Annotated in this window: 13 protein-coding genes; 6 read left to right on the forward strand and 7 right to left on the reverse strand. The window is 68.2% G+C overall.

Translation table 11 applies throughout. The features are described 5' to 3' along the window. The first annotated feature begins 5 nt into the window (after nucleotides 1–5). Both EV278_RS20370 and EV278_RS20375 read left to right on the forward strand, forming a co-directional pair. The gene (locus EV278_RS20370) at nucleotides 6–2,330 is read left to right on the forward strand and encodes an alpha-N-acetylglucosaminidase (RefSeq protein WP_132095468.1); all 2,325 of its coding nucleotides are present in this window, start codon (nucleotides 6–8) and stop codon (nucleotides 2,328–2,330) included. Next, a complete protein-coding gene (locus EV278_RS20375; RefSeq protein WP_132095470.1) occupies nucleotides 2,327–3,442 on the forward strand; it encodes an acyltransferase family protein in 1,116 nt (371 codons plus the stop codon). Before EV278_RS20370 ends, EV278_RS20375 begins: the two co-directional genes overlap by 4 nt. On the opposite strand, the gene EV278_RS20380 is transcribed toward EV278_RS20375, so the two are convergent. From EV278_RS20380 to EV278_RS20390, 3 genes are all read right to left on the reverse strand, one after another. Further along, nucleotides 3,439–4,623: an aminotransferase class V-fold PLP-dependent enzyme gene (locus tag EV278_RS20380; protein ID WP_132095472.1), complete on the reverse strand. Its 1,185-nt coding sequence runs from the start codon at nucleotides 4,621–4,623 to the stop codon at nucleotides 3,439–3,441. The two genes, EV278_RS20375 and EV278_RS20380, sit on opposite strands and share 4 nt — an antisense overlap. Beyond that, on the reverse strand, nucleotides 4,599–5,390 hold the full coding sequence (locus EV278_RS20385) for a tryptophan 2,3-dioxygenase (RefSeq protein WP_132095474.1): 792 nt from the start codon (nucleotides 5,388–5,390) through the stop codon (nucleotides 4,599–4,601). The genes EV278_RS20380 and EV278_RS20385 overlap by 25 nt, the downstream gene beginning before the upstream one ends. 139 nt (nucleotides 5,391–5,529) lie before the next feature. Further along, nucleotides 5,530–5,883: a PilZ domain-containing protein gene (locus EV278_RS20390; RefSeq protein ID WP_132095476.1), complete on the reverse strand. Its 354-nt coding sequence runs from the start codon at nucleotides 5,881–5,883 to the stop codon at nucleotides 5,530–5,532. A 292-nt stretch (nucleotides 5,884–6,175) separates the two neighbouring features. On the opposite strand from EV278_RS20390, the gene EV278_RS20395 reads away from it, so the two are divergent. Further along, complete coding sequence (locus EV278_RS20395; RefSeq protein ID WP_165916722.1) at nucleotides 6,176–7,915, forward strand: PAS domain S-box protein; 1,740 nt, start codon at nucleotides 6,176–6,178, stop codon at nucleotides 7,913–7,915. Between the two features lie 117 nt (nucleotides 7,916–8,032). On the opposite strand, the gene EV278_RS20400 is transcribed toward EV278_RS20395, so the two are convergent. The 3 genes from EV278_RS20400 to EV278_RS20410 form a co-directional block, all read right to left on the reverse strand. Further along, nucleotides 8,033–9,334: an MFS transporter gene (locus EV278_RS20400; protein ID WP_132095480.1), complete on the reverse strand. Its 1,302-nt coding sequence runs from the start codon at nucleotides 9,332–9,334 to the stop codon at nucleotides 8,033–8,035. After that, a complete protein-coding gene (locus EV278_RS20405) occupies nucleotides 9,327–10,409 on the reverse strand; it encodes a LacI family DNA-binding transcriptional regulator (protein WP_132095482.1) in 1,083 nt (360 codons plus the stop codon). Before EV278_RS20405 ends, EV278_RS20400 begins: the two co-directional genes overlap by 8 nt. 175 nt (nucleotides 10,410–10,584) lie before the next feature. Next, nucleotides 10,585–10,851 (reverse strand): LuxR C-terminal-related transcriptional regulator, encoded by a 267-nt coding sequence (locus EV278_RS20410; RefSeq protein WP_243692284.1) that lies wholly within the window; start codon nucleotides 10,849–10,851, stop codon nucleotides 10,585–10,587. A 415-nt stretch (nucleotides 10,852–11,266) separates the two neighbouring features. Here EV278_RS20410 and EV278_RS20415 point away from each other — a divergent pair, with 415 nt between their 5' ends. Next, the gene (locus tag EV278_RS20415) at nucleotides 11,267–11,944 is read left to right on the forward strand and encodes an FCD domain-containing protein (protein ID WP_132095484.1); all 678 of its coding nucleotides are present in this window, start codon (nucleotides 11,267–11,269) and stop codon (nucleotides 11,942–11,944) included. Here EV278_RS20415 and EV278_RS20420 read toward each other — a convergent pair. Further along, nucleotides 11,933–12,499: a gluconokinase gene (locus EV278_RS20420; protein ID WP_243692285.1), complete on the reverse strand. Its 567-nt coding sequence runs from the start codon at nucleotides 12,497–12,499 to the stop codon at nucleotides 11,933–11,935. The two genes, EV278_RS20415 and EV278_RS20420, sit on opposite strands and share 12 nt — an antisense overlap. A 165-nt stretch (nucleotides 12,500–12,664) precedes the next feature. Here EV278_RS20420 and EV278_RS20425 point away from each other — a divergent pair, with 165 nt between their 5' ends. After that, a complete protein-coding gene (locus EV278_RS20425) occupies nucleotides 12,665–15,670 on the forward strand; it encodes a glycosyl hydrolase family 28-related protein (protein ID WP_132095486.1) in 3,006 nt (1,001 codons plus the stop codon). A 28-nt stretch (nucleotides 15,671–15,698) separates the two neighbouring features. Next, nucleotides 15,699–18,737 (forward strand): glycosyl hydrolase family 28-related protein, encoded by a 3,039-nt coding sequence (locus EV278_RS20430; protein ID WP_132095488.1) that lies wholly within the window; start codon nucleotides 15,699–15,701, stop codon nucleotides 18,735–18,737. The last annotated feature ends 138 nt before the right edge of the window (nucleotides 18,738–18,875 follow it).

The following is an 18,875-nucleotide window of genomic DNA, read 5'->3' on the forward strand; positions in this document are numbered from 1 at the left end:
TTCCGATGTCGTCCAGGCCTTCGCGTCGCCAAACTCTCAAGCAGGCCCTGGCCGCCGTGGCCTTGACCGCGGCGCCGTCATTCGCCTCGGCGGCCAAGGGCGGGGGCGGCGGGACCGCCGCGGCGCGCGCCAGCCTCGATCGCCTGTTCGGCAAGCGTCTGGGCGGCGTCGCCCTCAGTCTCGCGCCGCGCGGCGCTCATCCGTGGTACGCGGTCAGCGGCAAGGCTGGAAAGGTCTCGATCACCGGCGACAGCCCGGTCGCCCTGGTTCGCGGGGCCTATGCCTATCTTCGCCAGGCCGGGCTGGCCCATGTCAGCTGGGAAGGCGACCGCGTCGACCTGCCGGCGCGACTGCCGGACGTCGGCGCCGGCAAGGTCGCCAGCCCCTTCGGCCATCGCGCCTACCTCAACACCTGCACCTACGGCTACACGACCCCCTGGTGGGGTTGGGCGCGCTGGACGCGCGAGATCGACTGGATGGCGGCCCACGGCGTCGACATGCCGCTGGCGATGGAGGGCCAGGAACATGTCTGGCGGGCGCTGTGGCGGGAGTTTGGCCTGACCGAAGCCGAGCTGGCCGACTACTTCTCCGGACCGGCTTTCACGCCCTGGCAGCGCATGGGCAATATCGAGGGCTATCGCGCGCCGCTGCCGAGTCGGTGGATCGACAAAAAGAAAGACTTGCAGGTCCGTATCCTGGGCCGGATGCGGTCGCTGGGCATGACGCCGATCCTACCGGCCTTCGGTGGCTACGTGCCCAAGGCCTTCGCCCAGAAGCATCCGAAGGCCCGTATCTATCGGATGCGGCCCTGGGAAGGCTTCCACGAGACCTATTGGCTGGACCCCGCCGACCCGCTGTTCGCCAAGATCGCAGGCCGCTTCCTGGCGCTCTACACCCAGACCTACGGCGCGGGGACCTACTATCTGGCCGACTCATTCAACGAGATGCTGCCGCCGATCAACGCCGACGGCGCGGACGCGCGCGACGCGGCCTATGGCGACGGGATCGCCAACGCCGCCGCGACCAAGACCAAGGTCGAGATCGATCCAGCCCTGAAAGCCAAGCGCCTGGCCGCCTACGGCAAGGCGATCTACGACTCGATCCGCCAGACCCGTCCGGATGCGGTGTGGGTGATGCAGGGCTGGCTGTTCGGCGCTGACAGCCACTTCTGGGATCCGCCGGCGATCTCGGCCTATCTGAGCCTGGTTCCGGACGACAGGCTGATGGTCCTGGACATCGGCAACGACCGCTATCCGGACGTCTGGAAGAACGCCAAGGCCTTCGGCGGCAAGCCCTGGATCTATGGCTACGTACACAATTACGGCGGCAGCAACCCGGTCTATGGCGACCTCGGCTACTATCGCCGCGACATGACGGCGATCGCCGGTAATCCCGATACGGGCAAGCTGGCCGGCTTCGGGATGTTTCCCGAAGGCCTGCACAACAACTCGATCGTCTATGAAGCCGCCTACGATCTGGCCTGGGGCGCGGGCCAGGTGTCGCAGTCGGCCTGGCTGTCGACCTACGCGCGTTCGCGCTACGGCCGCACCACGCCGGCGCTCGATTCGGCCATGGGCCAGCTGGTCCAGGCCGCCTATTCGACCCGCTACTGGTCCCCGCGTTGGTGGAAGAGCAAGGCCGGCGCCTATCTGTTCTTCAAGCGGCCGACGGCGACGATCGGCGAGTTCCCGGGCCCTCCCGGCGACCGCGTCCAACTGGACGCGGCGGTCCGCGCCCTGGCCGACCAGGCGCCCGCCTTCGCTGGCGAGCCGTTGTTCGTACTCGACCTCGTCGATGCGACCCGGCACTTGGCCAGCCTGGAGATCGACGATCATCTGCAAGCCGCCGTGGCGGCCTATCGTCGTGGCGACGCGGCGGCGGGCGATCGGGCGCGCCGCGAGATCGAGGCGCTGGCGCTTTCGATCGACGCCTTGCTGGGCGTCCAGCCCGAGACCCTGGCCACCTGGATCGACGACGCCCGCGCCTATGGCGACACGCCCGCCGACGCCGCGGCCTATGTCGCCAACGCCAAGGCCCAGGTCACGATCTGGGGCGGCGAAGGCAATCTCAACGACTACGCGTCCAAGGCCTGGCAGGGCCTCTATCGCGACTTCTACCTGCCGCGGTGGTCACGGTTCCTGGACGCCCTGAAAGCGGCGGGGACCGGCGCCTTCGACGAGCCCGCCGTCACCCGCGAGGGAATCGCCTGGGAGCGCGCCTGGGTCGTCGCCGACGCCGTCTACCGCCGTGAGCGGCCGGCCGATCCGGTCGGCGGCGTGAAGGCCCTGATCGCCCGCATCGACGAAGCCAGAAAGAACCGGAACGGATGACCAAGCCCGCACGCTTCCTGTCCCTTGACGTCTTTCGGGGGCTGACGGTCTGCCTGATGATCGTCGTCAACACCGCGGGTCCTGGCGCCGACGCCTACACCCAGCTGGTCCACGCGCCCTGGTTCGGCTTCACGGCGGCGGACGCGGTGTTTCCGTCGTTCCTGTTCGCGGTCGGCTGCTCGATGGCCTTCGCCTTTTCGCGGCCGATCCCGACGGCGGAGTTCATGGCCAAGGTGCTGAGGCGCGGCGCCCTGATCTTCCTGCTGGGCTTCCTAATGTATTGGTTCCCGTTCGTCCGGAACGTGGACGGCCACTGGACGCTGATCCCGTTCTCGGAAACGCGGGTGATGGGCGTCCTGCAGCGGATCGCGCTCTGCTACGTGCTGGCCGCCTTCGCCGTGCGCTGGCTGTCGCCGCGCCTGATCGTCGCCCTGTCGGTCGTGCTGCTGCTGGGCTACTGGGCGATCCTGCTGACCCTCGGCGATCCGGCCGACCCGCTGTCGAAACTGGGCAACGCGGGCACGCACCTGGACCTCTGGCTCGTCGGCCAGAACCATCTCTATCGCAAGGATGGCGGGTTCGATCCCGAAGGCCTGCTAGGGACCCTTCCGTCGACGGTCAACGTGCTGGCCGGCTATCTGGCGGCTCGCCTGCTAAAGGAAGCGACCGACGCCCGCCGCGCCACGATCCGCATGGCCCTGGCCGGCGCGGCGCTGATCGCCGGCGGCCTGGCCTGGGGGCTGGCCTTCCCGATCGCCAAGAAACTGTGGACCAGCAGCTTCGTCCTGCTGACCGTCGGCATCGACCTTGTGCTGCTAGCGGCCCTGACCGTCGTGCTTGAGGGGCGCAAGCCGAACGCGGCGACCCGCTTCTTCCAGGTGTTCGGCCTCAATCCGCTGGTGATCTACTTGTTCTCGGAGCTGTTCATCGTCTCGCTGAACATGATCGAGGTCGCGCCGGGAGTCGGGCCGTACGAGTGGGTCGGGATTCACGTGTTCCAGGCGATGACGCCGGGCGCGCTGGGCTCCCTGCTGTGCGCGATCGCCTACATGCTGGTCTGCTGGCTGCTGGGCTACGTGATGGATCGCCGAGGGATCGTCGTGAAGCTCTAGGCCAGCGCGGAGCAGGCTGCGCAGAACGACTCCAGATCGTCCTCGTCATGATAGATCGAAAGGCCGATCCGCAGCACGTCGTCGCGCACATCTACCACGACGCCGCGGGCCGCCAGGGCCTGCTTCCAGGCCAGGGCGTCGGGATGGCGCAGGGCCAGGAAGCGGGCTCGCGGGCCCTGGCCCGGCGGGTTCAGCACCACGGCCTGCTTCAGCGGCCCCGCCGCGCCGGCGGCGATCCGGGTCAGCAGGTTCCGTTGCAGGCCCGCCACGTGACCGGCGATCGCCGTCGTGCTCAGGCCTTCGGCCTCCAGCATCCGCCCCGCCGCCATGAAACGGTAGAGGCCCGACGGATCGAAGGTCGCGCCCAGGAAGCGGGCGGCGTCGCGCGCGTAGCCGACGCCGCCCGGCGGGCCTTCCAGGTCGCTGAATTCCGCGTACCAGCCGGTCAGGACGGGACGAGGTCCGAAACCCTCCGGCGCATGCAGGAACGCCGCGCCTTCGCCCGCCATGGCGTACTTGTAGCCGCCAGCCAGATAGAAGATCCGGTCGGCCACGGCCGAGAGGTCGGTCGGAACGGCCCGGAAGCCGTGATAGCCATCGACCACCACCCAGGAGCCTTCCGGCCGCGCGAGATCGGCAAGCTCCCAGACGCGGTCGAAGACGAGACCCGTCTTGAAGAACACGTGGCTGACGAAGACCAGGTCGAAAGTCCCGAGGCGCGCGGCGGCCAGGAACCGTTCGGCGAAGCCGGGCGCGTCGCTCTCGACCAGGGTCAGCTCGATCTCGCCGGCTTCGGCCCAGCGCTGGGCCTGGCGGCGGAAGGTATGGAATTCGCCGTCGGTCGACAGGATCCTGGCGGGGCGGCGAGGGACCGCCGACACCAGCGTCGTTAGCAAGCTATGGGTGTTGGGCGCGAAGACCACTGTGTCGGGCGAGGGCAGGGCCAGCTCGCGGGCCACCAGGCCCTGGGCGGCCGGGTAGACCTGACCCAGCGCCTTGTCCCACTTGTGGTCGGCCAGGCGGGCGGCGTCCTCCCAGGCCTCGACCTGGGCGGCCAGGGTGGCGTCGGGCCAGAGATGGTGGCTGTGGGCCGCCATGTGCATCCGGCCCGGCGCGGCGACCAGGGCCCGCGAGAACAGATCCTTGCGCGCGGCGCTCACAGCTTGGTCCTGAGCGACCACAGTTCGGGAAAGGCGCGCCGGCGCAGGGTCGAGGCCAGGTAGCCCACGCCATCGGTGCCGCCGGTGCCCGGCCGGCCGCCAATGATCCGCTCGACGGTCAGCACGTGCTTGTGGCGCCAGGTGACCAGGGCGTCGTCCAGGTCGACCAGCTTCTCGGCCAGCTGGTACAGCTCCCAATAGCGCTGGGTGTCGCGATAGACCTCCAGCCAGGCGGCCTCCACCTCGGGCGAGGGCGCGTAGGTCTGGGCGAAGTCGCGGTTCAGCACCGCGTCCGGCACGGCCAGGCCCGCCTTGGACAGCTGGGCGATGGCGACGTCATAGAGGCTCGGCGCTTCCAGCGCCGCCTGCAGTTGGGCCAGGGCGTCCGAGCCCTCGGCGTGGAACTTCAGGAAGCTCTGGTCCTTCAGGCCCAGCAGATATTCCAGCGTCCGGAACTGGTGAGACTGGAACCCCGAGCTGGAGCCCAGCTCGCCGCGGAAGCTCAGATAGTCGGCCGGCGTCATCGTGGCCAGCACGTCCCAGGACAGGGTCATCACCGTCTGGATTCGCGACACCCGGGCCAGGGCCTTGTAGGCCGGCTCGACGTCGCCCTCGGCGATCAGCCGTCTGGCCAGGAGCACCTCGTGGATGATCTCCTTGAGCCACAGCTCCTTGGTCTGGTGGATGACGATGAACAGCAGTTCGTCGTGACGATCGCTCAGCGGCTGCTGGGCCGCGAGCAGTTGATCCAGGGCGAGATATCGCGCGTAGGTCATGTCTTGCGTCATGGACCGACCCTAGGCGGTTCGCGGCGGCACGTTTGTTCTCGTTTGCGTGGCGACCCTGTTCAGGCGCGGAACGATGTTTCGCGGCATCGACATAGAGCGGAACGAACGCCCGTCCTGGAGGGGATGGAGACCGGCGGCCCTACGAGGCTTGGCGGTACGACTCCCGGCCGGCGTTCCAGCCCAGATCGCCGGTGCAGGTCATGACCCGATAGCGGACGCCTTCTTCCAGGAAGCGAACCCCCGCCTCGATTTCGCTCCGCCAGACCACGGCCGCGCGGTGACTGAAGCCCGTCCTTGGATCGACCAGTATGACATGAGAGGCGAGGTCCGCGCCTCGGCCGAGGAGGATCCGCGCGCCGCCGCTGGACACGTCGATAAGGCGGCATCGTCGCGCAAGCGCCCCGTCACCGACATAGACCGGGCTGCGGTCGCTGTAGCGAGGGTGACTGCGACGGTCAGCCCCGTCCGAACTGGAATCGTTGATCGAGATCATGACCAAAACGCTAGGCGCGGATGGTTAATCGGAATTAGCGCCCTGGTTGCGGCGTGTTGTCCCACTCGCCCAACGGGCTGGAGCGCCGCGCTTGCCAGCCTTTCTGGGCCAAGGCGGAAAGTCCGTGTCAGAGGGGCGGGCGGTTCGAGGTCGCCGGCGCGGCCAAATACCGCGCCTGGGGGCTTGACCGCGAGGCTCGCGCACATCTGCTATGGCAGATGGAGCGCCGCTAGTCTGCGCGCCTGGGGTGCGCGTTGAAGCTTCTCGTAGGGCTCAAGGGGCGAGGGTGCCGTTGACCGCTGACGCCAAAAAGATCTCGCCGATCAGGCTGATGCTGGAGACCGCCCTCGACGCCACGGTCATCATGGGCGCCGACGGACGGGTGCGGGATTGGAATCGGCAGGCCGAGATCACCTTCGGTTGGTCTCGCCAGGAAGCGCTCGGACGGCTCATGGCCGAACTGATCATTCCCGAGCCGGACCGGCTGTCTCATACCGATGGATTGCGCAGGCATCTTGAGACCGGCGCTGCGGGCATTCTCAATCGCCGCATCGAGGTCGTGGCGACGGATCGCAAGGGACGCCTCTTTCCGGTCGAGCTTTCGGTCGCCCGGATCGACGATGGCGACGATCTCGGTTTCGTCGGCTTCATCCGCGATGTCAGCGACCGCCTGACCGCGCAACAGGCGCTACAGATCGAGCGTGATCGCAACCAGAGCGTCCTGGACAACATGCTGGACGCCCTGGTGCTGATGGATCGCGACCTGCGGGTGCTGCAGGTCAACCAGGCGGCGCTCCGCATGGGGGGACGATCGGCGGAGTCCATGCTGGGCAAGACGCATGAGGAGATCTGGCCGGGCCCAGCCGCCGAGAGGTTGCGGCAAAGGTACAGAGAGGTCCTGGTCTCCCAGACCGCCCTGGCGTTTGAGGAGCCGTGGAATGACGGGCGCGGGACGATGTGGCTGGAGATCCGCGCCCAGCCGACGCCTGAAGGGGTGGCCGTGTTCTATCGCGACGTGACCAAGCGCAAGACCGCCGAGGCGGTGCTGCGGGACAGCGAGGCGCGGCTGCGAACCCTGGCCAATGTCGTCCCCGCCATGGTGTGGATGTCCTCCGATCGCGGCGAGGTCGAGTTCCTCAATGACCGGTGGTTCGCGTTCACGGGCGTCTCGCCGGATGCGGACGTCGATCCAGCGTCCCTATTGCATCCCGACGACGCTGTCCGGGCCGCCAGGATCTGGGAGGCCGCCCTGAAGAGAGGCGAGGGTTTCGAGGCCGAGCTGCGCGTACGCCGCGGCGACGGGCAGTTCCGCTGGTTCCTGTCGCGCTCTGAACCGGTCGTGGACCGCGAGGGCGGCCTGGCCGGGTGGATCGGCGCCAGCATCGACATCGATGATCGTCGCCGGGCCCAAGAACGGCTCGAGCTGATGGTCAACGAGCTGAACCATCGCGTGAAGAACAACCTCGCCGCCGTCCAGTCCCTGGCCGCCCAGACCTTCCGCGGGACCCTGTCGTTGCCCGAGGCCCGGGAGGCGTTCACCGCCCGCCTGATGGCCCTGAGCCGGGCGCACGACATCCTCACGCGCCAGCAATGGGAGGGCGCGCAACTGGCCAAGATCGCCACCGACGTTCTGGCGCCCAATCTGGCCAACCTCGAGGCGGTGACGCTGAAGGGGCCGCCGGTCTCGCTGGGACCCAACGCCGCTCTGACGCTGTCGATGGCCTTTCACGAGCTTTGCACCAACGCCCTGAAATATGGCGCGCTTTCGAGACCCGAGGGGCGCGTGGCGTTGACCTGGGCCATGGAGGCCTCGGGCATGCTGCATCTGACCTGGACGGAGACCGGTGGACCGAAGGTTTCGCCGCCGGCCGCGACCGGGTTCGGATCGCGCCTGCTCACCCGCAGCCTCGCCGCCGAACTGCGCGGGGTCGTGAACCTGGAGTTCGACCAGGCTGGCGTCGTCTGCACCATCGACGCGCCGCTGGACCATGGCCGCCTGGGTCCGGCCTCCGCCTTGCCGCAGATCCCCTGACCTCCCGAAGGCGTTCTAGAGCAAGTCGCGCGATATAGGAATCGCACGACTTGCTCTAGATTTTTGTTTTCGCATCGCTTTTGCGGAAAACCGGCGTCCACTTTTCCGCGCGATGCTCTAGGAGGGCGACCCAAGCCGCGCCCGGTCCAATCGGCCCATGGCGTAAAAGATCAGGATGCTGGTCACCACCAGCACGCCGGCCAGGGCCAGCATGGGCGCCAGGTTGCTGCCCGTCGCGTCGCGCACCAGCGGCACCAGGTTCTGGGCGATGAAGCCGCCCAGATTGCCGATCGCGTTGATCGCCGCGATGCCTGCCGCCGCGCGCGGACCGCTGAGGAAGCTTGGCGGCAGGCTCCAGAACACCGGCTGGGCCGAGAAGATGGCTGGAGCCGCGACGCAGAGCATGGCGAACTTCAGCGCCGCGCCCGGCAAGATCACGCTCAGGGTCAGGGCGATCGCCGCCACCAGGGTCGGTCCGGCGATGTGCCAGGCGCTGGCGCCGTGGCGCGCGGCGTGGCGCGGCACCAGCCACAGCGCGATGGCGACCAGCAGCCAGGGGATCACATTGACCAGGCCGTTGACGGTGTTGGACACCCCGAACGACTTGACGATGGTGGGCAGCCAATAGCTGAGGCCGTAGGCCCCGAGGGGCATGCCGATATAGAGCCCCGCCAGCAGCAGGACGCGCGGATCGAACATGGCCTTCCAGGCTCCGCGATGGTCATCGACCGCGCCGCCGCGCTCCTGGTCCAGCACGCCAGCCAGCCAGGCCTTGCCCGCCTCGGGCAGCCACTTGGCCTGGGCCGGGCCGTCAGGGAGTTTCCACAGGACGTAGGGCGCCAGCAGGACGGCCGGGGCGCCGGTGGCGAGGAACACCCATTGCCAGCCGGCCAGGCCCAGCACCTGGTCCAGGTCCAGCAATAACCCGCCCACCGCCGACCCCACGGCGTTGGCCACCGCGCTGGCCACCATGAACAGGCCCACCATGCGCGCACGATGCGCCTGGGGATACCAAAGGGTCAGCACGTAGAGCACGCCGGGGAAGAACCCCGCCTCGGTGACGCCCAGCAGGAAGCGCAGGCCGTAGAACATCGCCGCGTTCTGGGTGAAGCCCAGGGCCAGGGTCACCAGGCCCCAGGTGAACATGATCCGGGTGAACCAGACCCGCGCGCCCACCCGGGCCAGGATCAGGTTCGACGGGGCCTCGAACAGGAAGTAGCCGATGAAGAACAGCGACGCGCCCAGGCCGTAGGCGGCCTCGCTCAGCCCCAACGCCTTCACCATCTCCAGCTTGGCGTAGGAGACGTTCTGCCGGTCGATATAGGCGATCAGGTACATCAGGCAGAACAGCGGCATCAGCCGCGCGGTGATCCGGCCGATCGTCGCCGTCTCCGTTCGGGCCTCGGCGGGGTCAGACATGGGGGCGGGCTCCGTGGGTTCCGGCGTCGGGCGAGAGGTCGATGGGGCGTGGCGGCGCCGTGGAGTCCCGTCGGATCAGGGCATGCTCCAGCACATGGTCGGTCGCCGTTCCGCCGACGGGCGCCGACGAGCGCAGCGCGCGGATCAGCCGGTCCAGCGCCACCGCCGCCATCTGCCGTACAGGTTGGCGCACGGTGGTTAGCGGCGGCCAGAGCGTGGTGGCCACGGTCGCGTCGTCGAAACCCACCACGGTCAGGTCGCGCGGCACGTCGAGATGTCGGCGGTGGGCCACCGACACCGCCGCGGCGGCCATGTCGTCGTTGCTGGCGAAGATCGCCGTCGGCGCCGGATCGGTATCCAGCAGTTGCCCGGCGGCGCGCAGGCCCGAGTCGTAGGTGAAGGCGCCCTGGGCCAGGACCAGTTCGGCCCCCGCAACGGCCCCGACCGCGGCGCGGGCGCCTTCCAGGCGCTCGGCGCTGGCGGTCTGGTCGGGGTTTCCCGTGATGAAGCCGATCCGCCGGTGGCCCAGGTCCAGCAGGTGGCGGGTCATCGTCCAACTGGCCTGGCGATCGTCGATGCGGACATTGATCGCGTCGGTCGCCGGACGGCCGGCGGCGACCACGGCGACGGGCAGGCCGGCGGCCCGGAGGATGTCGCGGACGGCGGCGGATTCGCCCAGGGGCGGCGCCAGGACCACGCCTTGGACACCGGCCGCCAGCAACCTTTCCAGCTCCGCCTGCGCCGGAGGATGGCCGTTCTCGCCGCGGGCCAGGATCAGGCGCGCCCCCGCGTTGGTGGCCTCTTCGAACACCCCGACCAGGAAGTCGCTCATGAAGGCGGCGCTGGGATTGGAATAGACCACGCCGATCCGCAGCTCGCCGGCCATGACCAGGTTTCGGGCCGCCAGGTTGGGCGCGTAGCTGAGCTCCCGGATCGCGGCCTGAACGGCCTTGCGCGTCGTCTCCCGGACGCTGGCTCCGTCGTTGATGACGCGAGACACGGTCATGCGGGAGACGCCCGCCCGTTGCGCGACATCGACGATGGTGGCGCCCCGGGGGCGGTCTGGCTTGCTCAATGGGTACCCTTCACGAGGTCCGCTGGCGACGCGGTAAGCCGCCTCGGCCGTTGTGCGCGCGCTTGCGGTGCAGCCCATAGGGACGGGCGAGCCGAGCAACGCAAGCTTTGGGCGGTTCGCGGCGACGGTCTCGCCGGAATGGCCCCCCGGTCGCATCCCGGCGCGCGGATGCGCGCTACTGAGCTTCCGCCCGCGACCCGAAGCTCATCATGCGAGCCGCAATCGCCGCCTGGGTGCGGTTGTGCACGTTGAGTTTGCGCATCACGGCCGTCATGTGCGCCTTGACCGTGGCCTCGGCGATTCCGAGGTCGAAGGCGATCTGCTTGTTGAGCCGCCCGGAATTGACCCCTTCCAGGACCTTCATCTGGGTCGGCGTGAGCTCGCAAAAGCCGACGTTCAGATCCCCTTCGGCGTCACGTTGTTTCATCGCGGTCATGGTCATCCCCTGCGTTTCCTCCTGTGACCGGCCGTCTCGTCACGGTCGGGCTGCCGCCTTGATCGGTGTGCCGGTCTTTGCCAGCGGCGGTTCGTGTTCGGCGAACTTAGCGATATTAGTTGGACAGATTCAAGCGGGTTGGTCAATGTTAGCGTGCACAAATCTGAATTTTTGGCTTCCGACAAAAAGCTGTCATACAGATTTTGACCTGGAGCGCCCGTCGGGATCGATGGAAACGGCAGAGAAATGAGGAATTTGCGGGCCTCGGGGCGCGGCCTTGGGAATTTCGCGGTCCTGCCGTCGCTGAGTGAAGGAGCTGTCGCCTCGACCACCGGCGCGGCGCCGGTGCTGGCCCATGGACGTTTTTTGTGAAACTTGAAAGCGTGACCGCGCCGCGGCGACCGCGTTGGAGACCTGCCGAATGAGCCAAGGCCGCCTAGCCGACCGGGCCTATACCGCCATCGTCGAGATGATCAACACCGACGGCCTGGCCGTCGGCGATCGCCTGCCGTCCGAAGCGCGCCTGGCCGAGACGCTGGGCATGTCGCGCACCATCGTGCGCGAAGCCCTGGTGCGCTTGGCCGCCGACAGCATCACCGAGGCCCGGCGCGGGGCGGGGTCCTTCGTCAAGAACCGGCCGTCCGACAAGCTGGGCGCCTACATGCCGCTCTCCGAGCTGCCCTCCACCCTCGGCAGTTACGAGGTGCGGTTCGTGCTTGAGGCCGAGGCGGCGCGGCTGGCGGCGGCGCGGCGCTCGGCCGAGGAGATGGCCGGCATCGAGGAGGCGCTGTCGAAGCTGCGCGAGGCCCTGCTGTCGAACGCGCCGGCCCATGCCGAGGACATGGAGCTTCATCGCCGCATCGTGCAGGCCACCGCCAATCCGGCCTTCCTGGTCACGTTCGAGGCGCTGCAGCCCGACGTCGACCGGATCATGCGGGCGGGGGTGGACATATCGCGATCGCGGCCGCCGGAAGCGATCGCGGAGATGATGCGCGAGCACGAGATGATCGTTGAAGCGATCCGCGCCCAGGATGGCGACAGCGCCGCCCTGGCCATGCGCTGGCACCTCTCGCGCGGACGAAAGCGTCTAATGCCCTGAGGCGCGGACCACGGCGCCGGCATGATGCGCATCGCTTTCCAGCCAGGCGAGCGTGTGGTCGCAAAGCCGCTCGGGCGGCGCAGTGGTGTCGAGCGTGAAGATCGCCTCGTCAGGACCTGGACGTTCGAGCGTGGCCAACTGACTGTCCAGCAGGCTGGCGGGCATGTAGTGGCCGGAGCGCTGGGTGAGCCGTCGCAGCAGCTCGTCCTGGCCGGCGTCGAGCAGGACGAATCGGGTGTTAGCCCCGATGGCGGCGCGCAAGCGTTCGCGATAGCCGCGCTTCAGCGCCGAGCAGGCCGCCACGACCCGTCCGCCGCACGCAACAGCCTCACCCGCGGCCAAGCCCAGGCGGTCGAGCCAGGGCCATCGGTCGCTGTCGTCGAGGGGCTGGCCAGCGCTCATCTTGGCGACCGCCCGCGCATCGTGAAAATCGTCGCCCTCCAGGAACGGGCAGTCCAGCCTCCGGGCCAGCAAGGCGCCCAGCGTCGACTTGCCGCTGCCGCTCACGCCCATGGCGATGACGGCGAACGGGGCGAGGCGGGGTGGCGGCGGCAAGCGCGTTCCTTGATCTCCGGCCAGCCGTCGAATGATCGACAGACCGATCCCAGGTTGAGATGGGTTTCTACCGGCCGGCCGACCGGACGTAACTACGACCATGGTCGAGGATGGCCGGCGGGGGCGGTTTCCTTATCGATAAGGGATTGCGACGAGGAGAGCGGCATGAGAGCGGTCCTTTTGGCGGCGTTTCTGGCCATTTCGACGCCGGCTCTGGCCTCGACCGGCTCGGTTCTGCTCACCGCGCCGGACGATCCGCGCGCGATCACCGTCAAGGGCGTGGGCGACGGTCGCGCGGACGACACTCAAGCGGTGCAGCAGGCCATCGACGCGGCGCGGGACAAAACCGGTCATGGCCTGGTGTTCTTGCCGTCGGGCCGCTATCGGCTCAGCCGCAGCCTCCTGATCCCGCCGGGCGTGCGCCTCTTCGGCGTGGGCCCGACGCGGCCGGTCTTCGTGCTGGGGCCCAACACGCCGGGCTTCCAGAAGGGGGTCGGCACGCTGATCGTGTTCGCGGGCGGCGACCAGTACCAGGTCGGCGACATCCCCGTGCCCGTGCCAACCGTGGTCCCCGCGACGGAAAAGGTGCGCGACGCCAATTCCGGCACCTTCTATTCGGCGCTCAGCAATGTCGACGTGGAGATCGGAGAGGGCAATCCCGCCGCTGCGGGGGTGCGGTTCCGCATGGCCCAGCACGCCTTTCTCAGCCACATGGACTTTCGCCTGGGCTCGGCCTTCGCCGGCGTCTACCAGGCCGGCAACATCATGGAGGACGTCCACTTCCACGGCGGCCGCTACGGTATCGTCACCGAAAAGACCTCGCCCGCCTGGCAGTTCACTCTGATCGACTCCACCTTCGACGGGCAGCGCGACGCGGCGATCCGCGAGCACGAGGTCGACCTGACCCTGGTCAATGTGGCCATCAGGAATACGCCGGTCGGCATCGAGATCGACCGCGGCTACAGCGACAGCCTGTGGGGCAAGAACGTCCGTTTCGAGAACGTCTCGAAGGCGGGCGTCGTCATCTCGGCCGAGAACAACGTCTTCACCCAGGTCGGGTTCGAGAACGCGGTGGCGGCCAACACCCCGGTGTTCGCCCGCTTCCGCGACAGCGGCAAGACCGTGGCCGGCAAGGGCAAGGCCTACAAGGTGGCCTCGTTCACCTACGGCCTGACCCTGCCGGGCCTGGGCCAGATGGGCGAGTACAAGACCGATGTGGCCATGACCGCCCTTCCGGCCTTGCCGGCGGCCCCGGCCCCGGCGCTTCGCGACCTACCGCCCGTCGCCGACTGGACCAACGTCAGGACCCTGGGCGTCAAGGGCGACGGCCAGGCCGACGACACCGCCGCCCTGCAGAAGGCGATCGACACCCATAGCGTGCTCTACCTGCCGATCGGCTTCTACAAGGTCACCGACACACTGAAGCTGCGGCCCGACACGGTGCTGATCGGCCTGCACCCGGCCCTGACCCAGCTGGTCATCCCCGACGACAATCCGCGCCACGCCGGGGTCGGGCCCGTGGCCCCAGTGCTGGAAACGCCCCGAGGTGGGAGCAATATTCTGTTCGGCCTGGGCGTCTTCACCGGCCGGATCAACCCTCGGGCTTCGGCGCTGCTTTGGCGATCGGGCGCGAACTCCCAGGTGACCGACGTCAAGATCATGGGCGGCGGCGGCACGCCCACCATGGACGGCAAGCCGCTGGGCGCGGCCCAGGCCCGCAGCGGCGATCCGGTGGCCGACGGCCGCTGGGACGCCCAGTACCCCAGCATCTGGGTGACGGACGGCGGCGGCGGCACGTTCGCCAACGTCTGGAGCCCCAACACTTTCGCATCGGCGGGCTTCTACATCTCCGACACCAGCACCCCCGGCCACATCTACGAGGTCTCGGTCGAGCACCATGTGCGCAACGAGTTCGTGCTGGACAACGTCCAGAACTGGGAGTTCCTGGCGCCGCAAACCGAGCAGGAGGTCGGCGACGGTCCCGACGCTGTCTCGCTGGAGGTGCGCAACTCGCGCAACATCCTGTTCGCCAACTATCACGGCTATCGCGTGACGCGGTCGTATCACCCGGCCGAAACGGCGGTGAAGCTGTTCAACTCGTCGGACATCCGCTTCCGCAATGTCCACATCAACGCCGAGAGCGGCGTGGCGCTTTGCGACAAGATCGGCTGCGGCACTTATCTGCGGGCCAGCAAGTTCCCGTTCGAGAACGCGATCCAGGACAAGACCAGCAAGCTGGAGGTACGCGAGCGTGAATTCGCGGTGCTCGACGTCACCAGCAGGTCTGAGCCGGTCGCTCCGGCCGAGGAGGGCAAGGTCCAGAAGCTGGGAAGCGGCTTCTGGTCGATTTCCGGCGCGGCCGTCGGGGCCGACGGTGCGCTCTATTTCGTCGAGAAGCGTTTCCAGCGGATCTATCGCTGGACCCAGGCCAGGGGCCTGGAAGTGGTGCGCGACCACTCGCTGGATCCGACCAACCTGGCCGTGGACCGCTCGGGAAACCTGCTGGTGGTGTCGTCTTACGGACCACAGGCTTCTGTCTATTCGATCGATCCCGATGGCCCCAAGCACCAGATGACGCTCATCGCGCCCACGCCGACGGGGTCCCGGCCCGACGCCAAGACCCTGCTGCCGGTCAACTGGTGGAACAACGGCGAGTTCAAGGATCAGTACGATCCGGCCAGCGGCCAGTTCACCACCCTGGCCGAGATGTTCGCCCGCGACGTCGGCGCGCCCAAGGCGCAGGAATACGTCTCGCCCGATGGCAGTCTGTCGCTGCCGGCCTTCCGGGTGTGGCAGCAGGGACCGCCCGACCATGTCGGCTGGCGCTGGGCCGACAGCCTGCAAGCCCATGGCCTGATCGGCGGCGCGATCGGCGAGCGGGTCTTCGTCACCAACGAGTCCGAGGGCAAGACTTATAGCGGGCAGGTTGGGCCGGGCGGGACGCTGACCGACCTGAAGGTCTTCGCCAACCGGGGCGGCGAGAGCGTCGCCGTCGACGGCCAGGGACGGGTGTTCGTCGCCAACGGCCAGATCTTCCAGTACGAGCCCGATGGCCGGCTGGCGGGTCGCATCGACGTGCCCGAGCGTCCACTGCAGCTGATCTTCGGCGGGGAGGGCGGCAAGACCCTGTTTGTCCTCACCCATCATTCGCTCTACGCGGTGACGCCCTGACCCGGATCTTGAAGACGAGAGGCTGCCCATGAAGAGCTGGCTCGCCGCGCCTTGCGCGGCCCTGATCGCGCTGTTCGTGGCGGCGAGCGGACCAGCGGCGGCCTCGGTCTCGATGTTCGCGACCACGCCCGAGGATCCGGCCGCCGTCGTGGTGCGGGGCAAGGGCGACGGCCGCGCCGACGACAGCGCCGCCCTGCAGGATGCGATCGACGCGGCCGCGGCCAAGCCGGGCGGCGGTCTGGTCTTCCTGCCTTCGGGCCGTTACCGCATCAGCCGGACGCTCTTCCTCTGGCCGGGGGTGCGGATGTTCGGGGTCGGCGCTGTCCGCCCGCGGATCCTGCTGGGCGATGCGACGCCGGGATTCCAGAAGGGCGTGGCCAATATGGTGATCTTCGCCGGCGCCAAGCCCGACCCGACGCGCCGCGTGCCGTTCCCGCCGCCCGGCAGCGTGCCGTTCAACAAGGACGTCGCCGACGCCAATTCGGGCACCTTCTATTCGGCGATGAGCAACATCGACTTCCAGATCGGCAAGGGTAATCCGGCGGCGACGGCGATCCGCTTCCACGCCGCCCAGCACGCCTATCTCAGCCACATGGAATTCGACATCGGCTCGGGCCTGGCGGGCCTGCACCAGGTGGGAAACACGGCCGAAGACCTGCACTTCAAGGGCGGGCGCTACGGTATCCTGGCCGAAAAGACCTCGCCGGCCTGGGGATTCGTGCTGCTTGACTCGACCTTCGAGGGCCAGCGCGAGGCGGCGATCCGCGAGCATGAAGCGGGCCTGACCCTGGTCAATGTGGCCATGCGCGACACGCCGGTCGGGATCGACATCGATCGCGGCTACGGCGACTGGCTGTGGGGCAAGGACGTCCGCTTCGAGAACGTCTCGAAGGCCGCCGTCGTCATCTCCAACGAGAACAACGTCTACACCCAGGTCGGTTTCGAGAACGCGGTCGCGGCCAGCACCCCGGTATTCGCCCGTTTCCGCGACAGCGACCGGACCGAACCGGGACGGGGACGCGCCTATCGGGTCGCGGCGTTCAACTACGGCCTGGTCCTGCCGGGTCTTGGGCGGATGGGCGAATACCGAACCGCGATGCAGGCCGAGACCATCTCGGCCTTGCCGGCGCGGCGCGCCCCCGCGATCCGGGCTTTGCCGGCCATGTCCGATTGGGTCAACGTGCGGACCTTGGGGGCCAAGGGCGACAACGCCGCCGACGACACGGCCGCGATCCAGAAGGCTATCGACACCCACCGCGTGGTCTATTTCCCGACCGGCTTCTACCGGGTCACCGACACGTTGAGGCTTCGACCGGACACCGTGCTGGTCGGCCTGCATCCCAGCCTCACCCAGATCGTGCTGCCCGATGGAACCTCCGGCTATCAGGGCGTCGGCGCGCCCAAGGCCCTGGTCGCCTCCGCCGCCGGGGGCGATGGCGTCGTTTCGGGCCTGGGCCTCAACACTGGCGGCGTCAATCCGCGCGCCACGGCGCTGTTGTGGACGGCGGGCGCCGGTTCGCTGGTCGAGGACGTCAAGTTCCAGGGCGGCCACGGCACCAACCTGTATGACGGTACGCGGTTCAATCCCTACAACGCCAACGCCACGGCGGACGCCGATCCGGCCAAGCGCTGGGCGGGTCAGTATCCCAGCCTGTGGGTCACCAACGGCGGCGGCGGGACCTTCTCCAACCTCTGGAGCCCCAGCACCTACGCCTATTCCGGCATCTACGTGTCCGACACCCAGACCCCCGGCCACGTCTACCAGACCTCGGTCGAGCACCACATGCGCACCGAGATCAGCCTCAACCGGGTCGCCAACTGGGAGTTCCTGGCGCCGCAGACCGAGGAGGAGGCGGGGGAGGGCGAGGACACCGTCTCGCTGGAGATCCGCGACTCCCACGACATTCTGCTGGCCAACTATCATGCCTATCGCGTCACGCGGACGCGCAAGCCGGCGGCGGCCGCTGTCAAGGTCTACAATTCGCGGGACATCCGTTTCCGCAACGTGGCGGTGAACGGCGAAAGCGGCTTTTCGACCTGCGACGAAGACGGCTGCGCGACCTTCCTGCGGCTGACCAAGTATCCGTACGAGAACGCCATTCAGGACGTCACAAGCGGGCTTGAGGCGCGGGAGCGGCAGTTCGCGGTGCTTGACCTGGTCGCAGATCCGGCGCCGGTCGCGCCCTCGACCTTTCCCGTCGGCGCGCGGGTGGAGAAGCTCGCCGACGGCTTCTATTCGCTGGGCGGCGGCGCCGTGGACGCGGCCGGGACGCTGTACTTCACCGACCGCCGCCACCAGCGCATCTATAGCTGGTCCGCCGAGCGCAAGCTGTCGATCGTCCGCGACAACACGCTGGATCCGATCAACCTGGCCGTCGACGGCTCGGGGAGCCTGCTGGTGTTGTCGTCGGACGGCCGCAACGGCACGGTCTACAGCTTCAAGCCGGGCGCTCCCGACACCGAGGTCACGGTGATCGCGCCGACACCGGCCGCCGACCATCCGGCGGCGGCTGCAGTGCTGCCGGTCAACTGGTGGAACAATGGCGAGTTCAAGGACCAGCTCGATCCGCGAACCTACCAGTTCACCACCCTGGCCGAGATGTTCGCCCGCGACATGGCGCTGCCCAAGCCCAAGGCGTACGTGTCGCCGGACGGCAGCCTGGCCCTGCCGGCCTATCGCGTCTTCCAGCAGGGACCGCCCGACTTCCGCGGGCTGCGCTTCTCCGACGCGCTCGACACCTACGGCTTCACCACCGCCAAGCCCGGCCAGCGGGTGTTCGTGACCAACAGCTCGGAGAACAGGACCTATAGCGGGCTGGTCGGTCCGAAGGGCGCGATCACCGAGCTGAAGGCCTTCGCCGATCGCGGCGGCGAGAGCGTCGCGACGGACGGGGAAGGGCGCGTCTATGTCGCCAATGGACAGGTGTTCGTCTATGCGCCCGACGGCGGGGAACTGGGCCGCGTGGACATCCCCGAACGCCCGCTGCAACTGGTCTTCGGCGGGCCGGACAAGCGGACCCTGTTCGTACTGACCCATCACGCGCTGTACGCAGTTCGACGCGACTAGGCTGGGCGACGCGACCGTCACGCGCCCTTTGCCCAGCGGCCGATCGTTCGACGTACGACCATGGTCGTAATGGTTCACGCCTCTTTTGTCTGACAGTTTTCGGGCAGGCCATCGTCGATGGACTCAACGAAAAACGGG

The sequence above is a fragment of the Caulobacter sp. BK020 genome (assembly GCF_004342605.1).
Lineage (GTDB): Bacteria > Pseudomonadota > Alphaproteobacteria > Caulobacterales > Caulobacteraceae > Caulobacter.

What these genes read in the sequence shown, in the direction of transcription:
- EV278_RS20370 (WP_132095468.1), top strand. Translation starts at nt 6, where the DNA reads ATGTCGTCCAGGCCTTCGCGTCGCCAAACTCTCAAGCAGGCCCTGGCC.
- EV278_RS20375 (WP_132095470.1), top strand. Translation starts at nt 2,327, where the DNA reads ATGACCAAGCCCGCACGCTTCCTGTCCCTTGACGTCTTTCGGGGGCTG.
- EV278_RS20385 (WP_132095474.1), bottom strand. Translation starts at nt 5,390, where the DNA reads ATGACGCAAGACATGACCTACGCGCGATATCTCGCCCTGGATCAACTG.
- EV278_RS20390 (WP_132095476.1), bottom strand. Translation starts at nt 5,883, where the DNA reads ATGATCTCGATCAACGATTCCAGTTCGGACGGGGCTGACCGTCGCAGT.
- EV278_RS20400 (WP_132095480.1), bottom strand. Translation starts at nt 9,334, where the DNA reads ATGTCTGACCCCGCCGAGGCCCGAACGGAGACGGCGACGATCGGCCGG.
- EV278_RS20410 (WP_243692284.1), bottom strand. Translation starts at nt 10,851, where the DNA reads ATGACCATGACCGCGATGAAACAACGTGACGCCGAAGGGGATCTGAAC.
- EV278_RS20415 (WP_132095484.1), top strand. Translation starts at nt 11,267, where the DNA reads ATGAGCCAAGGCCGCCTAGCCGACCGGGCCTATACCGCCATCGTCGAG.
- EV278_RS20425 (WP_132095486.1), top strand. Translation starts at nt 12,665, where the DNA reads ATGAGAGCGGTCCTTTTGGCGGCGTTTCTGGCCATTTCGACGCCGGCT.
- EV278_RS20430 (WP_132095488.1), top strand. Translation starts at nt 15,699, where the DNA reads ATGAAGAGCTGGCTCGCCGCGCCTTGCGCGGCCCTGATCGCGCTGTTC.